The sequence below is a fragment of the Nocardia sp. CDC519 genome, from assembly GCF_059509835.1.
This window is the reverse complement of sequence record NZ_CM183377.1, coordinates 811,575-832,605: the sequence shown is the minus strand read 5'-3', so window position 1 is coordinate 832,605 and position 21,031 is coordinate 811,575. Positions and strand designations below refer to the sequence as shown.

The following is a 21,031-nucleotide window of genomic DNA, read 5'->3' as shown; positions in this document are numbered from 1 at the left end:
TCGGCCGGCCGTCCGGCCGCGTCCCTCCGGTCCGCGGGCATGAGTCGACGGAGACCGGGCGTCTCCGGCTTCTTCGCCGTCCCGCGCGAGGTGCCGTCGGTCGCGTCGACGTCAGAGCAAAGACGGGCGAACCCCGCCCGGCTGGTGTGCCGGACGGGGTTCGTCGTGATGTGTTGTGCCGCGTGATCAGACTCCGGCTTGCACCGGCTTCTTCGCCGCGTCGGCATCGCGCTGCTGCAGTTCGCGCAGCTTGGTGCCCTCCACGTCGATGTCGGGCAGGATGCGCTCCAGCCAGGCGGGCAGCCACCAGGCCCACTTGCCCATCAGCACCAGCAGCGACGGGATCAGCACCATCCGGACCAGGAAGGCGTCGAAGAACACGCCCGCCGCCATCGCGAAGCCCATGGACTTCGAGGTGATGTCCGGCGACAGCATGAACCCGGCGAACACCGAGATCATGATGACCGCGGCCGAGGTGACCACGCGCGCACCGTGGTGGTAGCCGTCGATCATCGCGTCCTTCGGCGACTTGCCGCGCACGAATTCCTCACGCATGCGCGTCACCAGGAACACCTGGTAGTCCATCGCGAGACCGAACACGATGCCGATCAACATGATGGGCAGGAAGCTGATGATCGGATGGGTGTCCTCGATGAGCCCGAGCGCGCCCTCCTGGAAGAACAGCACGGTGACACCGAAGGTGGCCGCCATCGACAACAGGAACCCGAGCGCGGCGGTCAGCGGCACCAGGATCGAGCGGAACACCAGCACCAGCAGCAGGAACGCCGCGCCGGCCACGATCGCCAGGTAGGGCACGATGCTGGCGAGCAGCACGTGGTTGACGTCGGCGTAGATCGCGGTTTCGCCGGTGATGCCGTATTCCATGCCGTACTTCGAGGTGAACTCACCCTCGGCATCGCGCACCTGGGCGACCAGATCCTGGGTGGCCGCACTGTTGGGACCGGACTTCGGCACCGCCATGAACAGCGCCGCCTGCCCGTCCTCGCTCGGCTGAGCATTGGTCAGGTAGTCCATGTCCTCGTAACCGGCGAGCCGGTCGCGCAGCTCGGTCAGCGCGGGGTCGCGCTGCTCCTGCGGCACCTCGGACAGGTCGACGGCCACCACGAGCATGCCGTTCTTGCCTTCGCCGAAGCCTTCGGTCTGCAGCTCGTAGGCCTTGCGCATCGACGAATCCTTCGGCGCGCTGTCACCGCCGGGCAGGCCGAGGTTCAGGTTCAGCGCCGGCGCGGCGAGCGCACCGAGCACCACCACGCACAAGGCCAGCGTGACGGCCGGAGCCTTGGCGATGAGCTTGGCGAAGCGCATGCCGTTGGTGACCGAGGTGTCGTCCTCGGGATCGTGCTTGGCGACGAACGGAACCTTCGGCTTGAACAGGAACCGGCCGAACGCGCCCATCAGCGCCGGCAGCAGGGTGATCGCGGTGACGACGGCGAACGCGGCGGCGATCGCGCCACCGATACCCATGGCGGTCAGGAAGCTGACGCCGACGATGCTCAGGCCGAGCAGGGCGATGAGCACGGTCAGGCCGGCGAACACGACCGCCGAACCCGCGGTGCCGACCGCGACACCGGCGGCCTCCTCCGGCGAATCCTGCACGACGAGTTCGTGCTTGTACCGGGAGACGATGAACAGCGCGTAGTCGATCGACAACGCCAGACCGATCATGGACGCCAGGATCGGCGTGAAGGTCGGGACCGCGGTGAGCGAGGTGCCCATCACGATCACCAGGCCGGCCGCGCCGACGCCGACGATGCCGGTGATGATCGGGACGAATGCCGCGATCAGCGCGCCGAAGGCGATGATCATCACGATCAGCGCGACGCCGATGCCGATCATCTCGGCGGTGCCCTGCTCGGGCTGTTCCTGGGCGAGCACACCGGTCATCTCGACGGTCAGGCCGGCCTCACGGGCCTGCTCGGCCACGGCCTCGGCGGCCTCGCGGTGCTCGGGCTTGACGTCGGAGAACTCCGCCATCGTGAACGGCACGGTGATGACGGCGACGGTGCCCGGCTTCTGCTCGTTGAGCACATTCAGCGGCGCACCGGAGCACATGCCCTGGAAATCGGGCGCCTCCGGATTGTCGAGGCAGTTGGGCGAGGGGATCGGCGGGGTCTGGCCGGGTTCCAGCGCGGCCATGGCCTCGGCCTGCTGCTTGGCGGCCTCCGGGCTGGCAGGCATCATCTGCGTGGCCGTGACCGGGTTCACGATCGGCTGGCTGTGATCGACGATCTCCTGGTCACCAAGCTTCGGCGCGTTGAACTTCTGCACCATCGCGTCGAGGGCGGCCATGTTGTTGGGATCGGAGAGCTTGCCGTCCTTGGCGGCGATCACGTAGGTCGCGGTGATCGCGTCGATGCTGAAGCCCTCCGCGTATTGCGGCATGTGCTCTTCGAGGATCTCGGTGGCGCGCTCGGACGGCAGACCGGGCATGTCGAACTTGTCCTGGAACGGCTTCGCCAGGCTGGCCGCGGCCCCGCCGAGCAGCACCAACAGGAGCAGCCAGACGGGCAGCACTATCCATTTCCGGCGGAAAGCGAACTTTCCCCATCGGTATAGATAAACGGACACGGGGGTCTCTCCTAGCTATCGCTGGGCTTGCTTGGGATCGATTCAATTGCTGGAGCGTGTAGACAGCACCTCTGCCGCGGGTGCTTGCCGTCCCCGCCTCCAATTGACGCGCTCTGCCTACCGTGCGGTAGGTAGACTACCGTAGGAACTAACCGGAGGCACAACCTCAATATCTCGGGCACCCGGAGCCGGGCAGAACAGTGATGAGAGGATCATCCCATGACCATCCGTGAGTCGACGGACGCCGTTGTCGCAGGTGGAGGCACTAAACAGGCCATCCGAGACGCCGCCGTCGAACTGTTCACCCATAAAGGTTTCGAGCAGACGAGCCTGCGCGAAGTCGCGGATGCGGTGGGAATCACAAAGGCCTCGCTCTACTATCACTACGCTTCCAAGCTCGATCTGCTGCTGGCGATCATCGATCCGGTGATCGACCACATGCGGTCGGTGGTCGAAGACATCGACGCCGTCCCCTACAACCCCGAAGGCATCCGCGCCGTGCTGCGCACCTACGTCCGCGGCATGGTCCGCCACCGTGACGCCGGCGCCATGTGCATGCGGGACACCGTCGCGATCGTGAACGCGATGGCCGACCGCTACCCCGACGTCGCCGAGAGCACCAGGCAGCTGCGGCACTGGCTGGCCGGGCCCGATCCCACCGACGAGGCGCTGCTGCGGGCCAGCGCCGCGCTGGAGATCCTCGGCGTGGCGCTGCTGTCCACCGAGGTGGTGCCGGACGCGCCGGACGAGCTGGTGGAAAAGACACTCCTGGATGCCGCCACCTGCGTCCTGATCGCGCACCGGACCGCGTAGATTCGACGCCGTCAATCGGATACGTCAGGAGCAGGAGTGCACATCACCGCGAAGGTCGATCACGCGGTGCGAACGCTGCTCGAGATCGCCGACGCGGCGGGCACCGGCGCGGCGGTGAAGGCCGAGGCCATCGCCTCGGCGCAGCGCATCGCCCCGAAGGTGCTCGAAGGGGTGCTGGCCGAGTTGCGCCGGGCGGGCCTGGTGACCAGCAGGCGCGGCCCGGACGGCGGCTACCGGCTGGCGCGCCCGGCCGCCGCGATCTCCATCGCCGATGTCATCCGCGGCATCGAAGGCCCGCTGGCGTCGGTACGCGGTGAGCGGCCAGAGGACGTGCGTTATCCGGGCGCGGCCGAACCCCTGCAGCGGGTGTGGATCGCGCTGCGGGTCAATATCCGCGCCGTCCTCGAGGACGTCTCGATCGCCGATATCGCCGAGAACCGGCTGCCCGGATTCATCGACGCGCTCACCGCCGACCCCGGCGCCTGGGTTCGCCGCGAGCCCCGTGACGATCAGGAACTGCTCGGCCGCGCCTGATCCCGCGCCGTTTCCGGACAGTTCGGACACTCGACCAGTCCGAAACAAATGTGCTCGTCACGCCCGCGGAAATGCCGGTAGCCTCCATTCATCATGTTGATCTCACTGCTTCGCACCTACCTGGCTCCTTATCGAGCGCAGCTCGCCGGAGTGGTCGCGTTGCAGTTGATCTCGGTCATCGCGATGCTCTACCTGCCGAGCCTGAACGCCGACATCATCGATGAGGGCGTCACCAAGGGCGATATCGGCTTCATCTGGCGCACCGGACTGTGGATGCTCGTGGTCACCGGCGTGCAGATCGTGGCCTCGGCCTCCTCGGTCTATCTGGCCGCACAGGCCGCGATGGGCGGCGGACGCGACCTGCGCGGTGCGCTGCTGCATCGGGTCGGCACCTTTTCCGCGCGCGAGGTCGGCGGCTTCGGCGCACCGTCGCTGATCACCCGCAACACCAACGACGTCCAGCAGGTGCAGCTGCTGATCGTGATGGCGGCGACGATCCTGGTCATGGCCCCGATCATGTGTATCGGCGGCATCATCATGGCGCTGCGCGAAGACCTGAAACTGTCCTGGGTGCTGCTGATCGCGGTGCCGGCGCTCGGGCTGAGCATGGCGCTGATCATCGCCAGGATGGTGCCCGGCTTCCGGGAGATGCAGGCCAGGATCGACGGGGTGAACCGGGTGCTGCGCGAGCAGATCACCGGCATCCGGGTGGTGCGCGCCTTCGTCCGGGAACGGCAGGAGACCTGGCGTTTCGGGGTGGCCAACACCGAACTCACCGACACCTCGCTGCGGGTGGGCCGGCTGATGGCGCTGATGTTCCCGACGGTCATGCTGATCAGCAACCTCACCGCCGTCGCCGTCATCTGGTTCGGCGGGCACCTGGTCGATTCGGGCGAAATGCAGATCGGCTCGCTCACCGCGTTGCTCGCCTACATCATGCAGATCCTGATGGCGGTGATGATGGCCTCGTTCCTGGCCATGATGGCCCCGCGTGCCGCCGTCTCCGCCGACCGCATCGGCGAGGTCCTGCAGACCCGCTCCTCGGTGCACCCACCGGCGAACCCGCAACCGTTCCGCGGTGATCCGGCCGAGGTCGACGTCCAATTCGCCGAGTTCAGCTATCCCGGCGCGGAGAAACCGGTGCTGCACGGAATCCGCTTCCGGGTGGGCCCGGGCCAGACCACCGCCATCGTCGGCTCCACCGGTGCGGGCAAGACCACCCTGATCAACCTGATCCCGCGCCTGATCGACGTCACCGATGGCGCGGTGTACGTCGGCGGCACCGATGTGCGCCATCTCGATCTGGAACAACTGCGCGGCCAGATCGGCCTGGTGCCGCAGAAGGCGTACCTGTTCTCCGGCACCATCGCCAGCAATCTGCGCTACGGCAATCCCGACGCCTCCGACGACGAGCTGTGGCGCTGTCTGGAGATCGCCCAGGCCGCCGACTTCGTCCGGGAGATGCCCCAGGGCCTGGAAACCCCGGTCGCGCAGGGCGGAACCACCGTCTCCGGTGGGCAACGCCAGCGCCTGGCCATCGCCCGCGCCCTGGTCCGCAAGCCGCGCATCTACCTGTTCGACGATTCGTTCTCCGCGCTCGACGTCGCCACCGACGCCAGGCTGCGGGAAGCGCTGCGCCCGGAGACCCGCGACGCCTCGGTGATCATCGTGGCCCAGCGCATCGCCACCATCCGCGATGCCGACCAGATCGTCGTCCTCGAAGACGGCGCCATGGCGGGCATCGGCACGCATGAGCAATTGCTGCGCGACTGCTCGGAATACCAGGAAATCGTCGAATCGCAGCTGAGCGTGGAGGAGGCCCGATGAGGCCGGGGGCGGTTCCGGGCGCGCCGGACAGCAGGCCGAAATCCTTCGGGCCGTCACTGAAGCGGCTGCTGCGCAGGCTCGCTCCGGAGCGGGCCAACGTCATCGCGATCGTGACGCTGGTGATCGTGTCGGTGGTGCTCAACACCCTCGGCCCCTACATCCTCGGCCAGGCCACCAACCTGGTCTTCGACGGCGTCGTCGGCAAGCAGTTGCCCGAGGGCATCAGCAAAGAGCAGGCCATCGAGGGCCTGCGCGCCCAGGGCGACAACACCCTCGCCGACATGCTCGCCGGCATGGATGTGGTGCCCGGTGTCGGTGTCGATTTCGACGCGGTCGGCCGGGTGCTGATGCTGGTGCTGGTGCTCTATATCGGTGCGTCGCTGTTCAGCTGGTTGCAGGGCTACCTGCTCAACAACGTCATCAACCGCACGGTCAAGCGCTTGCGCAGCGATGTCGAGGACAAGATCCACCGGCTGCCGCTGCGCTACTTCGATTCCGCCCCGCGCGGCGATGTGCTCAGCCGGGTCACCAATGACGTCGACAATGTCTCGCAGAGCTTGCAGCAGACCATGAGTCAGCTGCTGAACTCGGTGTTCTCGGTGCTCGGCATCCTGGTGATGATGTTCTGGATCTCGCCGCTGCTCGCGCTGATCGCCCTGCTGACGGTGCCCGCCGCGATCGTCGTCACCACCCAGATCGCCAAACGCTCGAAACCGCATTTCGTCGACCAGTGGAAGTACACCGGCCTGGTGAACGCGCAGGTCGAGGAGGCATACACCGGTCACGAGATCGTCACCGCGTTCGGCCGCAACCGTGAGGTCGCCGAGGAGTTCGACAAGCGCAACGAGCAGCTCTACCAGTCCAGCTTCAAGGCGCAGTTCATCTCCGGCCTGATCATGCCCGCGATCATGTTCCTCGGAAACGTGAACTACGTGCTGGTGGCGCTGGTCGGCGGGCTGCGGGTGGCGACAGGCCAGCTCTCCCTCGGCGAGGTGCAGGCGTTCATCCAGTACTCGAGGCAGTTCAGTCAGCCGCTGACCCAGATCGGCGCGATGGCGAACCTGCTGCAGTCGGGCGTGGCCTCGGCCGAACGCATCTTCGAGATCCTCGACGCCGAGGAACAGAGCCCGGACCCGGTGATGGAGGACGTGCGCCCGGTCGATCGCGGGCGGGTCGAGTTCGAGGCGGTGTCGTTCGGGTACGAGCCGGGCAAGCCGGTGATCGAACGACTGTCGCTGGTCGCCGAACCAGGCCATGTGGTCGCCATCGTCGGCCCGACCGGCGCGGGCAAGACCACGCTGGTGAATCTGCTCATGCGCTTCTATGAACTCGACGCCGGCACCATCACCATCGACGGCGTCGACATCACCGATATCACCCGCGATCATCTGCGCTCGCGGATCGGCATGGTGTTGCAGGACACCTGGCTGTTCAAGGGCACGATCCGGGAGAACATCGCCTACGGCAATCCGAATGCCAGCGAATACGACATCATCGCCGCTGCCCGCGCCGCCTATGTGGACCGGTTCGTGCACGCGCTGCCCGAGGGCTACGACACCGTCATCGACGAGGAGGGCACCGGGGTCAGCGCCGGTGAGAAGCAGCTCATCACCATCGCCAGGGCATTCCTGGCCAAGCCGTCGATCCTGATCCTGGACGAGGCCACCAGCTCTGTCGACACCCGCACCGAACTGCTGGTGCAGCACGCGACGGCCGCACTGCGCCGCGACCGCACCAGCTTCGTCATCGCGCATCGCCTCTCCACCATCCGCGACGCCGACGTCATCGTGGTGATGGAGAAGGGACAGATCGTGGAGCTCGGCAATCATGAACGGCTGCTGGAGAACCGCGGGGCGTACTTCCGGCTGTACAACGCGCAGTTCGCTGCCGCGGCGGCAGACGCGTAGCGATTCGCGATCGGGTCGGGCCGAGTACACCGCCCACCTGCCGGGATGGGCGGCGCCTGCTGCGAAGATGGGCTGCGTGTCCGATCGCGCAGCTTTCTCGTTCACCGTCGGTACCCGTCTCGACGGGCAGTACGGGCGGACCGGGGTGATCAGCACACCGCACGGCGATATCGCCACCCCCGCGTTCATCCCGGTGGGCACCAAGGCCACGGTCAAGGCCGTGCTACCGGAGACGATGCGTGAGATCGGCGCGCAGGCGCTGCTGGCCAACGCCTACCACCTGTACCTGCAGCCCGGCGCCGACATCGTCGACGAGGCCGGCGGGCTCGGCCGGTTCATGAACTGGCCGGGCCCGACCTTCACCGACAGCGGCGGCTTCCAGGTGATGTCGCTCGGCGTCGGCTTCAAGAAGGTGCTGGCCATGGAGGCGGTGGACGTGCGAAGCGACGACGTCATCGCCAAGGGCAAGGAGCGCCTGGCCACCGTCGACGACGACGGCGTCACCTTCCGCTCGCACCTGGACGGCTCGAAGCACCGCTTCACCCCCGAGGTGTCGATGGGCATCCAGCATCAGCTCGGCGCCGACATCATGTTTGCCTTCGACGAGCTGACCACCCTGCTCAATACCAGGGCCTACCAGGAGAAATCCCTGCAACGCACGCACGAGTGGGCGCAGCGCTGCATCGACGAGCACGAACGGCTCACGCACGCCCGCGCCCACCGCCCGTACCAGGCGCTGTTCGCGGTGATCCAGGGCGCGCAATACGAGGATCTGCGCCGCAAGGCCTGCCGCGAACTCGAAGCCATCCGCGGCCAGGACGGCACCGAGTTCGACGGCTACGGCATCGGCGGCGCACTGGAGAAGCACAATCTCGGCACCATCGTCGGCTGGTGCAGCGCGGAACTTCCCGAGCACAAGCCGCGCCACATGCTCGGCATCAGCGAACCGGAGGACGTGTTCACCGCGGTCGCCAACGGCGCCGACACCTTCGACTGCGTGAATCCGTCGCGGGTGGCGCGCAATGCCGCGATCTACGTCGACGCGGGCCGGTTCAACATCAACACCAGCCGGTTCCGTCGCGACTTCACCCCGATCGACGAGAACTGCGACTGCTACACCTGCGCCAACTACACCCGCGCCTACCTGCATCACCTGTTCAAGGCCAAGGAGATGCTGGCCGCCACCCTCTGCACGATTCACAACGAGCGCTTCACGATCCGGTTGGTCGACCGGATCCGCGAGAGCATCGAGGGCGGGTATTTCGAGGAGTTCCAGGCCGAGACCCTGGGTACCTGGCAGGGCCGGATCAAGGCGCCGTAGTAGTCGGGTGCAGTTCGGCGTGCTCGGTCAGTTCTAGCTCGATGAACGCCCCGATCATCGCTCGCCACACCGCTTCGGCCACCTCGGGCGCGAGTCCGGCCGCCGCGGCGCGCTCACCAGCCAGTGCCACCACGCGTTCCACCCGCTCCGGCGCGCGTACCGCCCGATGATCGGACTTGAAGGTGGCGGCGACGCGGACCAGCGCCTGCCGGTCGGCGAGTAGTCGGACCAGCTCGCCATCGATGGCGTCGATACGAGTGCGGATTTCGTCGAGCGTATGAGGATCGGACATGATCGGCGACCCTACCGGCGCCGGCGCGCCCCCGCTCTCGGGCGAGGGCGCGGGCCGGGTGCGTCAGCCGTGCAGCGGGTCGGATCCCGCAGGGGCGTAGCTGGGTTCGTGCTTCTTGAGCACCGCGATGATGCGGTAGGTGATCGGCAGGAGCAGCACCTCGATCAGCGTCTTCCAGAGGAATCCGACGATCAGGTAGTTGATGAACTGCTGCCAGCTGTCGATGCCGATGGCGGTGGCGGCGATCGAGCAGAAGATCAGGGTATCGGCGAACTCGCCGACCACGGTCGAGCCGATCAGCCGGGCCCACAGGTGCTTTTCCTTGGTCCGCTCCTTGATCAGCACCAGCGTCGCCGAGTTCAGCAGCTGGCCCACGAAATACCCGGCCAGCCCGGCGGCCACCAGCTGCGGCGTGGTGCCGAGGACGGTGCGGAACGCCTCCTGGTTCTCGTAGAAGACCGCGGGCGGCAGTTGGATCGCGATCGCGAAGCACACCACCATCAGCAGGAGCGCGGCGAAGCCGTAGTAGATGGCGCGGCGGGTGGCGCGGAAACCGTAGACCTCGCTCAGTACGTCGCCGAGGATGTAGGCCAGCGGGAAGAGGAAGAACGCGCCGTCGGTGGAGATGGGCAGCACCTCGAGCGGCCCGAGCGTCACCGACTTGTCGGAGAAGAACTGCACGCCCTTGGTCGCGCAGACGTTGGAAATGATCAGCGTGGCCGTGAACAGCGCCACGATGGGGGTGTAGTAGCCCCGCGCGACCTGGGCGAATGCCGCATGGTTCGACGCGGGGCGCCCAGACCCCTCGTGATCGGCGGGTTTGTTCGAATCACTCACCCGACTCATCCAACCAGGTTTGCCATATGGTGTAGCCATGACCAATCCCGGCGATTCCGACGAGTGGTGGAAGCAGTACGGCGGCCAAGGCGTGTCGTCGGAGTCAGGTGGTGCCGGTTCGGTCCCGCAGTACCCCGCAGCCGAGCAGCCCGGATATCCGTCGGGGCAGCAGCAGTATCCGGCCGCGCCGCAGTATCCCTCCCAGCCGGCCGCGGGCGCGCCGCCGCAGTATCCCTCGGGTTCGCAGCCCCAATACCCGGCCGCCCCGCAATACCCGGCGTATCAGCAGCCCGCGCCGGATCCGTATGCGCAGCAGCCGTATCCGCAGCCGGGCTACGGAGCCCCGTATCAGGCCGGGTACCCCGGCTACGGCATGCCGCCGCAGGGCACCAACGGTATGGCGATCGGCGCGCTGATCACCTCGTGCATCGGCCTGCTGTGCTGCGGTTTGTTCGTGGTCTCGACGGTCGGACTGATTCTGGGTGTGGTTGCGCAGAAGCAGATCGACCAGACCGGCCAGGAGGGTCGTGGGTTCGCCCAGGCCGCGATCTGGGTCGGCGCGGTGAGCATCGGTCTCGGTGTGATCGTGTGGATCCTCAATATCATCGGAATCGTCGCGGGTCCGTAGTCGCGGCGGTGGCCCGCGGACAACTCGGGCCCGCCCGACCACAGCAACAATGAAGGGGCGCACCGGTTTCGGTGCGCCCCTTCATCTGCGTCCGGCACCGGGAGTCGCCCCGGTAGCCGCAGCTCAGCCCTTGACGACCTGCGTCCCGCCGGCGAACTTGTCGTGCCAACCCTGCTTGTTCGGGTCCTGCTCGATGGTGATCGCCATGTAGATGGCCAGGCCCAGGCTGGCCAGCTGGCCCAGGCACGGGATGATGTTGACGATCAGGTAGATGTTGCGCTTGATCGACACCTCGGGGCTGATCTTGGGCGCACCGCCGGGGGCGATGACGCGCAGGCCGAGGATCTTCTTGCCCAGCGTCGTGCCCATGTTCATCTCACACAGTACGAAGTAGGCCGACGGAATTCCTACGAACAGCAGATAACCGAGAATGATCCCGAACCAGTTCGTCATCACGAGTGTGACGACGAAGTTCACGAACCATGCCGGGATGATCGTGATCAACGCGTCGATGAATCGCGCACCGAACCGAGTCAGCAGATCACCCGGCTGCCCACCGAATCCCGGCTGCTGGCCGTACTGTCCGTAGCCCTGCTGCCCGTACTGCTGCTGCGGGTACGGATCCTGCTGGCCGTACGGCTGCTGCCCGTACTGCGGCTGCTGCCCGTACTGCCCCTGCTGGGCGTAGGGGTCCTGCGGCTGCTGGCCGTACGGCTGCTGCTGACCGAACTGCGGCTGGCCGTACGGCTGCTGCGGCGGCTGCTGGTCGTACTTCGGCTGCTCGCCGTACTGTGGCTGCTGCCCGAATTGCTGCTGCCCGTACGGCTGCCCGCCCTGCGGATACTGGTTGGGGTCGTACCCACCGCTTGTCATAAGTAATCCTCGTCCGTCGACAGATCGGTCGGTGGGTACGTTACGGACATCGATCGGGTGGCAACAACCCGTCCGGGTCGAGCGTCCAGGGCTTCGAGGGCAGCTCGAGCGGGTCGAATTCGGTCAGCAATTCCGCTGCGGTGCCCGCGGTGAAGCCGAGGGAACGGGCCAGCGCGGCGACCACCTGTCCGGTGCTCTCGCCGAGGGCGTGCCGGTCGGCCAGGGTCACCGCGCCGTCGCGTTTGGCCAATCGCTGCCCGGAGTCGTTGAGTACCAACGGAACATGTGCGTACTGCGGCACCGGCAGGTCGAGCAGCGTGGCCAGATAGGCCTGGCGTGGCGTGGACGGCAGCAGGTCGTCACCGCGCACCACTTGGTCGACGCCCTGTTCGGCATCGTCGACCACGACCGCGAGGTTGTAGGCAGGGACGCCGTCGCCGCGCCGCAGCACGACATCGTCGACCGGCCCGCGATAACGGCCGTGCAGTTGATCGATCACCTCGAACTCGGTCACCGCGGCCCGCAGGCGCAGTGCGGCGGGCCTGCCCTCGGCGCGTTTGGCCGCGCGTTCGGCCTCAGTCAGGTCGCGGCAGGTGCCGGGATAGGCGCCCATCGGTCCGTGCGGTGCGGTCGCCGCCTGCTGGATTTCCCTTCTGGTACAGAAGCATTCATATGTCAGGCCGGCGGCGGTGAGGTGGTCGATGGCCGCGGTGTAGTGCGGCAGCCGGTCGGATTGGCGGACCACCGGCGGGTCCCAGTCCAGGCCGATCGCGGCGAGGTCGGCCAGTTGCCTGGCTTCGGCGCCCGCGCGCACCCGATCCAGATCGTCGATGCGCAGCACGAATCTGCGCCCGGTGCTGCGGGCGAAGAGCCAGGCCAGCAGGGCCGTGCGCAGATTACCGAGGTGCAGGTCACCGGACGGGCTCGGTGCGTATCGGCCCGCGGGAGCGAGGTCGGTCGGCATTCCGGTCATGGTAGATGCGGCAGGGTCAGCCGGGCCGGGAGGTCGCGACGCACAGGCGCGGCTCCAGCCTGTCCTGGGGTATCGGCATGCCGGACTCCAGGTCGGCGAGCAGGCTCTGTGCGTGGGCGATCAAACCGGCGCCGTCGATGCCGTAGGGAAAGGATCGGGGACTTTCCGCACCGGCTTCGGTGTAATCGGAATCACTCTCGAAATCGGCCTCGAACGTCGAAAGCCGGTTTATCGCTCGGGCCAGTAGGGTATGCGCGCCCTTCGTGTTGCCGCGCTGAATGTGGGTGAGCCCCACGGCATACTGCGCCAGCCCCTGCCACAGCATCCGTTCGGCGAACGGGCCGTTCTTCCAGGCCGCCTCCAAAACCTCGTGTGCGTTGAATGCCAAGCCGTCGTCGAGTAGTTGCTGAGCGTAGGTGAGAGTTTGCTGGGGTGGCAGATTCAAGTCATCCGGAATTCGGGGAACACCCTGGCTACCCGGTGGCAGCGGGCGCCCGAGCCGGTCTCGGGGACGGGCGTTGAGGGCGCGACCTGTGGCGTCGCGATCGCGTTCGACCATGTTCTCCATGATCCACGCCGGTCCGGCGTTGTGCTCGCGCGGAGTATCGGATCGGGCATTTATGACCGATCACAGTCCAATCACATCCGATGAATACTTCAACTACCGAAACCGTCCCAGAAAGAAAGCCGGATGCTGGCAATGTTTCCGCAACGACAAAACTTCGCAAGCTTGGCAAAAGTGTTGTGGTAGTGGGCAAGAGACCGGCAAACTATGGATGAACCTGCTAGGGTTCACTGCGCGAGGCCCGCCCACGTGGGTGTTTTCGCCTCGCCGCCCGTGCGTTCTCGGAAATGCGAGTGCAGACAGGCGTACAGGGGAAGTTGCGCGCTATCACCAGGCGCACCACGGCGTTCGTCGTTCGGTGTCGGATGCCGGTTGATCGGAGCAAGTCAGAAGTCAGAACAAAATATCGTGACGCAGCAAAGGAGTCGGTGCCGTGGAGGTTGATTTGACGGGCGCTGTGTGGCGGAAGAGCCGGCACAGTGGCCCGGACGGGAACTGCGTGGAAGTCGCGCATCTCGTCGACGGCAACGTGGCGGTCCGGGACACCAAGGACAGCGGGAACGGACCGGTGCTGGCCTTCGCCCCCGGCGAGTGGGACGCATTCCTATCCGGCCTGGCCAGTGGCCAGTTCGGGCGCCGACAGTAGCGTCGGGCCGCAGCCGCAACACAGCATCACGGGCCCCGGGTCGATTCGGACTCGGGGCCTTCGCAGTGGTCAGTGCCCGGATTCCAGGTCCTGCTGGTTGCGCAGCACCGCGAGCTGCCGGTGTTCCTCTTCCTCTTCGATCGCCAGATTGCGTGCGGATTCCTCGCGCGGATCGGCGCGCAGCAAACTGCCGGTGCCGGGTTTGCCGGCCAGGCCCAGCTTGTTCATCTTCTTGGGCACCGGGGCGCCCTGGTATTCCAGCGGGAGCGGATGGCCGTGCTCGTCCACCGGGCCCAGCGGCTGGTGCACCTCGATGTACTCACCATGCGGCAGCCGCTTGATCACACCGGTCTCGATGCCGTGCTCGAGCACCGCGCGGTCGCTGCGCTGCAAGCCGAGGCAGAACCGGTAGGCCAGGAAGTAGGCGAACGGCGGGCCGAGCAGCAGGCCGATGCGTCCGGCCCAGGTGGTGGCGTTCAACGAGATGTTGAACTTGTAGGCGATGATGTCGTTGACGCAGGCCAGCGTCAGCACCACGTAGAAGGTGATGGCCATGGCGCCGATGGCCGTGCGTACCGGGACGTCGCGCGGACGTTGCAGCAGGTTGTGGTGGGCTCTGTCGCCGGTGAGACGTTTCTCGATCCACGGGTAGGCGATCAGCAGCACGAACACCAGGCCCATGGTCAGTGCCACCCAGGTCACCGCAGGCACGGTGTAGCGGCCCAGGTAGAGCTCCCATGGTGGCATCAACCGGGCGAGGCCGTCGGTCCACATCATGTAGAAGTCGGGCTGGGAGCCGGCCGAGACCTGGGAGGGGTTGTACGGTCCCAGGTTCCAGATCGGGTTGATCTGCAGGAGCCCGCCCATCAGTCCGACCACACCGAGGGTGAACGCGAAGAACGCGCCCTGATCGGCGGCGAACACCGGCACGATGCGGGCGCCCACCACGTTCCGCTCGCTGCGGCCCGGACCCGGGAACTGGGTGTGCTTCTGATACCAGACGATCGCGATATGGGCCGCGATCAGGGCCAGCATGATGCCGGGGAACAGCAGCACATGGGCGATGTAGAGGCGCGGGATGATGATGTCGCCGGGGAAGTCGCCGCCGAACATCAGCCAGTGCAGCCAGGTGCCGACGACGGGCAGCCCGATGGTGATGCCGGAGAACGCCGCCCGCAGTCCGGTGCCGGAGAGCAGGTCGTCGGGCAGCGAGTAGCCGAAGAAGCCTTCGAACATCGCCATGATCAGCAGCAGCGAACCGATCACCCAGTTCGCCTCACGCGGCTTGCGGAACGCGCCGGTGAAGAAGATGCGCAGCAGGTGCACGATGATCGAGGCCGCGAACAGCAGCGCCGCCCAGTGATGCACCTGGCGCACGAACAGGCCACCGCGCACCTCGAAGGAGATGTTCAGCGCCGTCTCGTACGCCCGCGACATGCCCACACCACGCAGCGGCTGGTAGGCGCCGTCGTAGACGACGTGGGCCATCGACGGGTCGAAGTACAGCGTCAGGTACACACCCGACAGCAGCAGGATGATGAACGAGTACAACGCGATCTCACCCAGCAGGAACGACCAGTGCGTCGGGAAGACCTTGTTGATCGAGCGCTTCACGAATGCCGCGGCGCGATATCGATCGTCCACCGCGTTGGCCTGCGAACTCAGTGTGCGTTCCAGTGCAGCCATAGTCGACACCCGACCCTGAGGAGAGTGAATTGGGTTCTACTACAGACGGTAGCACCGCGCGCGGTGTCCAGTCGATGGTTTTCTGCCCACCTCAGCGGTCTCGCCACCGGGTCGTTATCGTCGCCGCATGAGTACGGTGCAGCCGCAGGACGCGACGATGTACTGGCTGTCCGGCCGCACCCGCAACGACCTGTTCCTGCTCTACTGTTTCGCCGAATCCGAGCTGAGCACCGACCAGCTGCGCGCGATCATCGCCCGCCGCAGCGCGCGCATCCCCGACCTCTGCGTGCGCCTGCGTCCGGCGCCCCGCGATCTCGCGTACCCGACCTGGGTGCCGTGCGCGTTCGACACCGGGCAGTTCGTCGAATATCGGCTGCCGCAAGCTGATTGGGCGCACCTGGAGCAGGCACTCGGCGAGGTACTCGCAACGGGCGTCGACGCAGCCGTGCATCCTTGGCGGCTACATGTGTTCCGGGGAATCACCGGGGCGCCGCTGCCGTCGCGGGGGGAGAGCGCCCTCGGTGAGGTCGAATCCGGCTCGATCCCGGCTGCCGCCGAGGCCCTCGCAGGCCCGTCCGGATCCGTCGCGGCCCACCGGGCCACGGGCGCCGCACCGGGCGAGGTCGATGTGAGCGGGCCTCCGACCGGCCCGGGCCGCGCCTCCGGAACGACTGGACTGACCGAGCTCCGGCGCGCGGTGGACGTCACCGCCGATCCGTCCGGATCCAGGGCGGCGCCCCGGGTCACCGTCGCGGTGTTGCAGATGTCGCATGCGCTCGCCGATGGAAGACGTGCGGCCGAGCTGGCGCGCGCCCTGTTCGCCCCGCCGGTCCGCGGCTCGCGACGATCTCCAGCGGCATCGCGTGATCAGCGGGAAAACGAATTGCTCGCGGCGGAACCTGCCGATTCGTCGCCGCAGGTCTCGGCCGCGCGGTCACGGCGTGACCGAGCGGACTCGCGGGAGCGCGTACCCGACATCGGCACTCCGTCCGGCGCTGCGCGCCACCGGGCGGGACGCGCCGCCGCCACCGGACGTGAGATCGTCCGCACCGCCGCCGCAGCAGCGATCCGGTTCGGTGCGGCGGTCAAAACGATTCGGGTCGGTGCGGCCGCCAAAGCGATCCGGTTCGGTGCGGCTGTCGAAGCCGTCCGGCTCGGTGCGGCTGTCGCCGGCATCCCGGTCCGCATGGCACGCACCGTGGTCGGCGGCATCGGCGCGTTTCGTGCCCAGCGGGAGCTGGCGGAGGCGACAGCGGCAGGGGAGTTGCCCGAGGCGGGCGGTGGGTTCGCGGCGAGCGTTCTGAATGGCCCCGGCGAGGTCGGAGGCCATGCGGTGCGGATGATCGTGTGTCCGGTGGCGTGGCTGCGGGCACCGGGTTTCAGCGTGACGGTGCTTGCGCTGACGGCGGTGTCGATCGCGCTGGAGCGGTATCTGGACCAGCGCGGCGAGCCGGTGGACCGGCTGGGTGCGCAGGTGCCGATGGCCTTGCCCGCACCGGATCAGGTGGTCTCACGCGATGCCGGTCGGCTGCGAAGCGCGGCCGCTCTGGTCCGTGACCGGGTCGCGGGAGCGGCGCCGCGCAACAATTACCGCAGCCTCGGCGTCGAACTATTTTCCGGTGAGTCCGATCCGCGCCGCCGGGCCGAACTGATCGCCGCCGATCTCGCCGCCCGCCGCACCCGCGCGTCGCATCCGCTGCTGGCTGCCCAGGACCGGGTCACCGCCGCGCTGCCCGCCCCGATCCTGCGCCGCGACGTCGACCGCTATCCGATCGACATCGTGCCGGAATCGATTGCCGGCCATACCGTCGTCTCCAGCGTCCACCGCGGCCCGGCAGATCTCACCTTCGGCGCGGCTCCCGTCCTGTTCACCGCTGGCTTTCCCGCGCTCGGCTCGGTCATGCACCTGACCCACGGCGTCCACGGCCTCGGCGACACTGTCACCATCTCCCTCCACGCCGACCCGGAAACGATGCCCGACCTCGACCTCTACACCGATGTGCTCCGCTCGGCCCTCGCCGAGGTGGGCGGTATCCGCCCGGCTGCCGACTGATCAGAGCTTCCCCGCCGCGAGCTGATCGAAGACCTGCCGGTAGTACCTGGTGAAGAACGGGCGGCCCACCGCCCGCATCATCAGCAACCCGAACCGCGCCGAGCCGCTGATCGCGGTGTTGTCCCAGATGCCGTGCAGGGCGCTACCGCCGTCGCGGGCGGGTCGGGCGACCACCGTGTGATAGCTGCCGACGGCGAGGCCGCCCGACTCGGGTTCGGTGCGGTAGGCGACCTCCATGTGGCTCGGGCCGGTGGCTGCGGTGGACGCGACTTCGCGACCCGGGTCGAAGCGCATGGCCGCCACCTCCCTCGATAGGGCGCGAACTTCCTACCGAGATTTTCGCACCCTCGGTGAGATGGTGGTCACTGTTCGGCCGGGCCGTCACATTCGGCCGCCCGCCCTCGTCTCCAGACAGAGACCGAAGAACTGCCGATCACCGTAGGCATTCGCCCGGTGACGCGACGGAACGGAGTACGGCGATGCCCTCGAACATTTTGCTCACCGGCGGTACCGGCACCCTCGGACGTCAGGTGACGCCGCTGCTGCGTCAGGCAGGCGTGCCCTTTCGGGTGCTGAGCAGGCGCGCTCCCGGCATCCGCGACGGCATCGAATACGTCACCGGCGATCTGCTGAAGAACGTGGGTGTCGATGCCGCGGTGTCCGGCGCCGACACCATCCTGCATCTGGCCGGTGACGCCAAGACCGATGCCGACAGCACCCGTAACCTGATGACCGCGGCGGCCGGTGCCGGCGTGCGGCACGTCGTCTACATCTCGGTCACCGCGCCGGATTCGCTGCCGGTGCGGTACTACCGGCAGAAGGCGGCGGCCGAGCAGATCGTGGTGCGCTCGGGTGTCCCGTGGACGACATTGCGGGCGGCGCAATTCCACGACCTGCTGTTCGGTGTGGTCCGTGCGATGGCGAAATCACCGGTGATTCCCGCGCCCGGCGGGCTGCGGGCACAGCCGGTGGAGACGGCCGAGGTCGCGCAACGGCTGGTCGAACTCACTCTCGGTGAGCCGGCGGGGCTGGTGCGCGATCTGGTCGGGCCCGAGGTACTCGAACTGTCCGAACTCACCCGTGCGTATCTGCGCGTCACCGGAAAACGGCGGCTGCTGCTGCCGGTTCGACTGCCGGGCGCGATGGGGCGCGCCTACCGGGCAGGTGACAATCTCGTCTTCGGCTGTGACGTGGGCAAGCGCACCTGGGCCGACTTCCTGGCCGAGCACGCCGGATGAGGCGCGATCAGCGGGCGGTGGCCTCGACCGCGCCGGGGCCGACGGTGGCGCCTTCGAAGAACTGGGTTTCGCTCATGCCGAGGCGTGAGGTGACCAGTTCCAAAGCCAGCCGCACCACCGACATCTCATCGGGCGCCACCACTTGGGACTGTTCCAGTCGGGAGGTGCCGCGTTCGACGCGGATGCGGCAGCGCCAGCCGCGGCCGGTGGCGTACGGCTCGGGACGTCCGATCATCACGCGCACCGCCGCGCCGTCGACGGTGAACTGCTTGGTGGCCAGCAAATCGACCGCTGAGGTGTCGGCCGCGATCATGCCGCCACGTCCGGCACGGGCACGGTGGCAGCTATTGGCGGTGTTTCCCATCGAAATCTCCCGGTCCCAGGCGAACGGTATGGGAGTCGTGCTGCTCCCGTCGGGCATGACCGTATCGGCTGGCGAAGAAATCAGCAACACTTCAGCAAACGAGTTAACTCGGGTGTCATCTGCCGGACTCGTGCCGGATCTCGTCCGGGTAACCGCGTCGTGCATGGAAACTGGATAGATGGGCGTGCCAACGGCGGACGCTCCGGTCTCGCAACAACAGCAGCGACCGGCGCGGCGACTGTTTCGTAGTGGGGTCTGGTGCGGGTACCTGGCGGCCTTGGCCGTCGTCAGCATCGTCTTCGGCATACCCACCGATCGCATCTATCAGGCCGCGTGGATCATGGTCGGCATCGCGGCCTTCAACCCCTATCGGCCGTGGCGCGAGCATCTGCGGATCCTGATCGACTGGGTACCGTTGATCGCGGCGCTCGTGGTGTACGACCACACCCGCGGCATCGCCGACAAACTCGGCATGCCGGTGCGGGTCGAGGAGCTGGTCTCGGCCGAGAGCTGGCTGTTCGGCGGCACGATACCGACGGTCTGGCTGCAGCAGCAGCTGATGACCGGCGACCAGCGGCCGTGGTGGTCGATTCTCACCGGCATCGTCTACACCAGCCATTTCATCGTCCCGTGGCTGGTGGCCGCCATCTTCTATGTGCAGTCGCGCGGGCGCTGGTCGAAGTACATGCGCCGCATCGTGCTGCTGTCGTATCTCGGCCTGCTCACCTACATCCTGGTGCCCGCCGCGCCGCCCTGGTACGCCTCGCGCGAGGGCGTGATCGACGAGGAGGTCGGCCGGGTCAGCGGCTTCGGCTTCGGCATGGTCTCGTTCGATACGAGCGCCGATTGGCTGGAAGCGCAGGGCAATCTGGTCGCCGCGCTGCCTTCGCTGCATGCCGCGTTCTCGCTGATGGTGACGGTGGCGCTGTGGCCGTACGCCCCGAGATGGTTCCGGGTGATCCTGGCGCTGTACCCGCCTGCGATGGCGTTCACGCTGATCTACGGCGGCGAGCACTACACCATCGACGTGCTGCTCGGCTGGGCGTATGTCGGGGTGACGATCCTGCTCGCGCGGGCATGGGAACGGCACCGGCCGCCGCCCCCGGATGAACCGCGTGAGCCGCCGGCGGCCGATGTGGAGTCGGCAACCGACGGCGTTCGCGAGCCCTGAACCGGTCGTCTACTTCGTGCGCGGGGTGAACGGCTGGTTGATCGTGGTGAAGTACTGGGCCAGCGCCGCGATGGCCACCGGCGCGGTCACCAGCAGCTGGCCCGCGAGGGTGCCCAGCGCGCCGATCGCGATGATGCCGCCGAGGCAGCCGACGGCGGCGGCCGGGATGAACGGGCCGAACATGCCGACGATCGTCGCCGCCGCTACCGTCGCCCCCGCGATACCGCCGAGGATGCAGCCGACGACGCCACCACCGATGCCGCCGACCATGGTGCCGATCGAGGCGCCGGTGGCGATCGTGTCCTTCAGCCGGGTGAAGGCCGCCACCTCGCGGTCGTAGGGGGTCTTCCAGTTCGCCTGATCTTCGAACGGCAGCGCCACCGGCTGGTAGACCGCGTGCTCGAGGTCGAAGCGCGGGGTGAGGGTCGCGGTCTTGTCGTTGATTTCGGCGGCGATCGGGAAGAGGAAATCGTCGACTCGGAACTGCAGTGGTGTACCCGCCAGCACGGTGCCGTCCTCGGCCTTGATGGCGAAGATTCCGCCCTCGGTGGTGAACGAGCCGGAATCGATGGTGACGACGGTGTTGGTCGGGGTGGTGGTGGCGGTGTAGTTCACCGCGTCCGCGGTGTGCGGGTCCGCACCGGCAGGCCCGATGGTTAGGACGGTTGCTGCGACGGCCAGAGTGGATACGGCAGCGATCTTGCGCAGGAACAT

20 protein-coding genes are annotated in these 21,031 nt (G+C 67.3%); 10 read left to right on the top strand and 10 right to left on the bottom strand.

The features are described 5' to 3' along the window. Positions 1-186 precede the first annotated feature (186 nt). Entirely contained in the window at positions 187-2,589 is a 2,403-nt protein-coding gene (locus tag AC5W7N_RS03680) for an MMPL family transporter (RefSeq protein ID WP_194990502.1), read from the bottom strand. A 219-nt stretch (positions 2,590-2,808) separates the two neighbouring features. Here AC5W7N_RS03680 and AC5W7N_RS03675 point away from each other — a divergent pair, with 219 nt between their 5' ends. The 5 genes from AC5W7N_RS03675 (at position 2,809) to tgt (ending at position 8,991) form a co-directional block, all read left to right on the top strand. After that, the gene (locus AC5W7N_RS03675) at positions 2,809-3,402 is read left to right on the top strand and encodes a TetR/AcrR family transcriptional regulator (RefSeq protein WP_163813494.1); all 594 of its coding nucleotides are present in this window, start codon (positions 2,809-2,811) and stop codon (positions 3,400-3,402) included. A 36-nt stretch (positions 3,403-3,438) separates the two neighbouring features. Next, a complete protein-coding gene (locus AC5W7N_RS03670; protein WP_195020442.1) occupies positions 3,439-3,936 on the top strand; it encodes an RrF2 family transcriptional regulator in 498 nt (165 codons plus the stop codon). Positions 3,937-4,029: 93 nt separating this feature from the next. Continuing rightward, positions 4,030-5,763, top strand: a complete 1,734-nt coding sequence (locus AC5W7N_RS03665; protein WP_163813492.1) for an ABC transporter ATP-binding protein — start codon at positions 4,030-4,032, stop codon at positions 5,761-5,763. Continuing rightward, positions 5,760-7,670 carry an ABC transporter ATP-binding protein gene (locus AC5W7N_RS03660; RefSeq protein ID WP_195020443.1) on the top strand — a complete coding sequence of 637 codons (1,911 nt, stop codon included), beginning with the start codon at positions 5,760-5,762 and terminating at the stop codon, positions 7,668-7,670. The genes AC5W7N_RS03665 and AC5W7N_RS03660 overlap by 4 nt, the downstream gene beginning before the upstream one ends. Before the next feature lie 67 nt (positions 7,671-7,737). Beyond that, entirely contained in the window at positions 7,738-8,991 is a 1,254-nt protein-coding gene (tgt, locus tag AC5W7N_RS03655; protein ID WP_195020444.1) for a tRNA guanosine(34) transglycosylase Tgt, read from the top strand. Here the strand turns inward: tgt and AC5W7N_RS03650 are convergent. Further along, positions 8,978-9,283, bottom strand: a complete 306-nt coding sequence (locus AC5W7N_RS03650; protein WP_195020445.1) for a chorismate mutase — start codon at positions 9,281-9,283, stop codon at positions 8,978-8,980. The two genes, tgt and AC5W7N_RS03650, sit on opposite strands and share 14 nt — an antisense overlap. A gap of 63 nt (positions 9,284-9,346) precedes the next feature. Beyond that, positions 9,347-10,129, bottom strand: a complete 783-nt coding sequence (locus AC5W7N_RS03645) for a queuosine precursor transporter (RefSeq protein ID WP_163813488.1) — start codon at positions 10,127-10,129, stop codon at positions 9,347-9,349. A gap of 28 nt (positions 10,130-10,157) precedes the next feature. Here AC5W7N_RS03645 and AC5W7N_RS03640 point away from each other — a divergent pair, with 28 nt between their 5' ends. Further along, entirely contained in the window at positions 10,158-10,748 is a 591-nt protein-coding gene (locus AC5W7N_RS03640; protein WP_163813487.1) for a DUF4190 domain-containing protein, read from the top strand. A 123-nt stretch (positions 10,749-10,871) separates the two neighbouring features. Here AC5W7N_RS03640 and AC5W7N_RS03635 read toward each other — a convergent pair whose 3' ends face one another. Genes AC5W7N_RS03635 through AC5W7N_RS03625 form a run of 3 tightly spaced genes read right to left on the bottom strand, consistent with a single transcriptional unit; the run spans position 10,872 to position 13,153 of the window. Further along, positions 10,872-11,621, bottom strand: a complete 750-nt coding sequence (locus AC5W7N_RS03635; RefSeq protein ID WP_194990496.1) for an RDD family protein — start codon at positions 11,619-11,621, stop codon at positions 10,872-10,874. 40 nt (positions 11,622-11,661) lie between these two features. Further along, positions 11,662-12,585, bottom strand: a complete 924-nt coding sequence (gene gluQRS / locus AC5W7N_RS03630; RefSeq protein ID WP_195020446.1) for a tRNA glutamyl-Q(34) synthetase GluQRS — start codon at positions 12,583-12,585, stop codon at positions 11,662-11,664. Between the two features lie 25 nt (positions 12,586-12,610). Then, complete coding sequence (locus AC5W7N_RS03625; protein WP_163813484.1) at positions 12,611-13,153, bottom strand: DUF309 domain-containing protein; 543 nt, start codon at positions 13,151-13,153, stop codon at positions 12,611-12,613. 505 nt (positions 13,154-13,658) lie between these two features. On the opposite strand from AC5W7N_RS03625, the gene AC5W7N_RS03620 reads away from it, so the two are divergent. Further along, complete coding sequence (locus AC5W7N_RS03620; protein ID WP_495923247.1) at positions 13,659-13,805, top strand: DUF397 domain-containing protein; 147 nt, start codon at positions 13,659-13,661, stop codon at positions 13,803-13,805. Between the two features lie 69 nt (positions 13,806-13,874). On the opposite strand, the gene qcrB is transcribed toward AC5W7N_RS03620, so the two are convergent. Beyond that, complete coding sequence (gene qcrB / locus AC5W7N_RS03615; RefSeq protein WP_163813482.1) at positions 13,875-15,491, bottom strand: cytochrome bc1 complex cytochrome b subunit; 1,617 nt, start codon at positions 15,489-15,491, stop codon at positions 13,875-13,877. A gap of 127 nt (positions 15,492-15,618) precedes the next feature. Between qcrB and AC5W7N_RS03610 the strand changes: the two genes are divergently transcribed. Beyond that, positions 15,619-17,544: a WS/DGAT domain-containing protein gene (locus tag AC5W7N_RS03610; protein WP_195020447.1), complete on the top strand. Its 1,926-nt coding sequence runs from the start codon at positions 15,619-15,621 to the stop codon at positions 17,542-17,544. Here the strand turns inward: AC5W7N_RS03610 and AC5W7N_RS03605 are convergent, their stop codons facing one another. Beyond that, the gene (locus AC5W7N_RS03605; RefSeq protein WP_195020448.1) at positions 17,545-17,838 is read right to left on the bottom strand and encodes a hypothetical protein; all 294 of its coding nucleotides are present in this window, start codon (positions 17,836-17,838) and stop codon (positions 17,545-17,547) included. A gap of 185 nt (positions 17,839-18,023) precedes the next feature. Here AC5W7N_RS03605 and AC5W7N_RS03600 point away from each other — a divergent pair, with 185 nt between their 5' ends. Then, positions 18,024-18,782, top strand: a complete 759-nt coding sequence (locus AC5W7N_RS03600; RefSeq protein ID WP_490724503.1) for an SDR family oxidoreductase — start codon at positions 18,024-18,026, stop codon at positions 18,780-18,782. Positions 18,783-18,789: 7 nt separating this feature from the next. Here the strand turns inward: AC5W7N_RS03600 and AC5W7N_RS03595 are convergent, their stop codons facing one another. Further along, on the bottom strand, positions 18,790-19,311 hold the full coding sequence (locus AC5W7N_RS03595; RefSeq protein WP_228815219.1) for a DUF6968 family protein: 522 nt from the start codon (positions 19,309-19,311) through the stop codon (positions 18,790-18,792). 13 nt (positions 19,312-19,324) lie between these two features. Between AC5W7N_RS03595 and AC5W7N_RS03590 the strand changes: the two genes are divergently transcribed. Continuing rightward, positions 19,325-20,317, top strand: coding sequence for a phosphatase PAP2 family protein (locus AC5W7N_RS03590; protein WP_195020450.1), 993 nt, complete (start codon positions 19,325-19,327; stop codon positions 20,315-20,317). Between the two features lie 9 nt (positions 20,318-20,326). Here the strand turns inward: AC5W7N_RS03590 and AC5W7N_RS03585 are convergent, their stop codons facing one another. Continuing rightward, entirely contained in the window at positions 20,327-21,031 is a 705-nt protein-coding gene (locus tag AC5W7N_RS03585) for a DUF8020 domain-containing protein (protein ID WP_195020451.1), read from the bottom strand.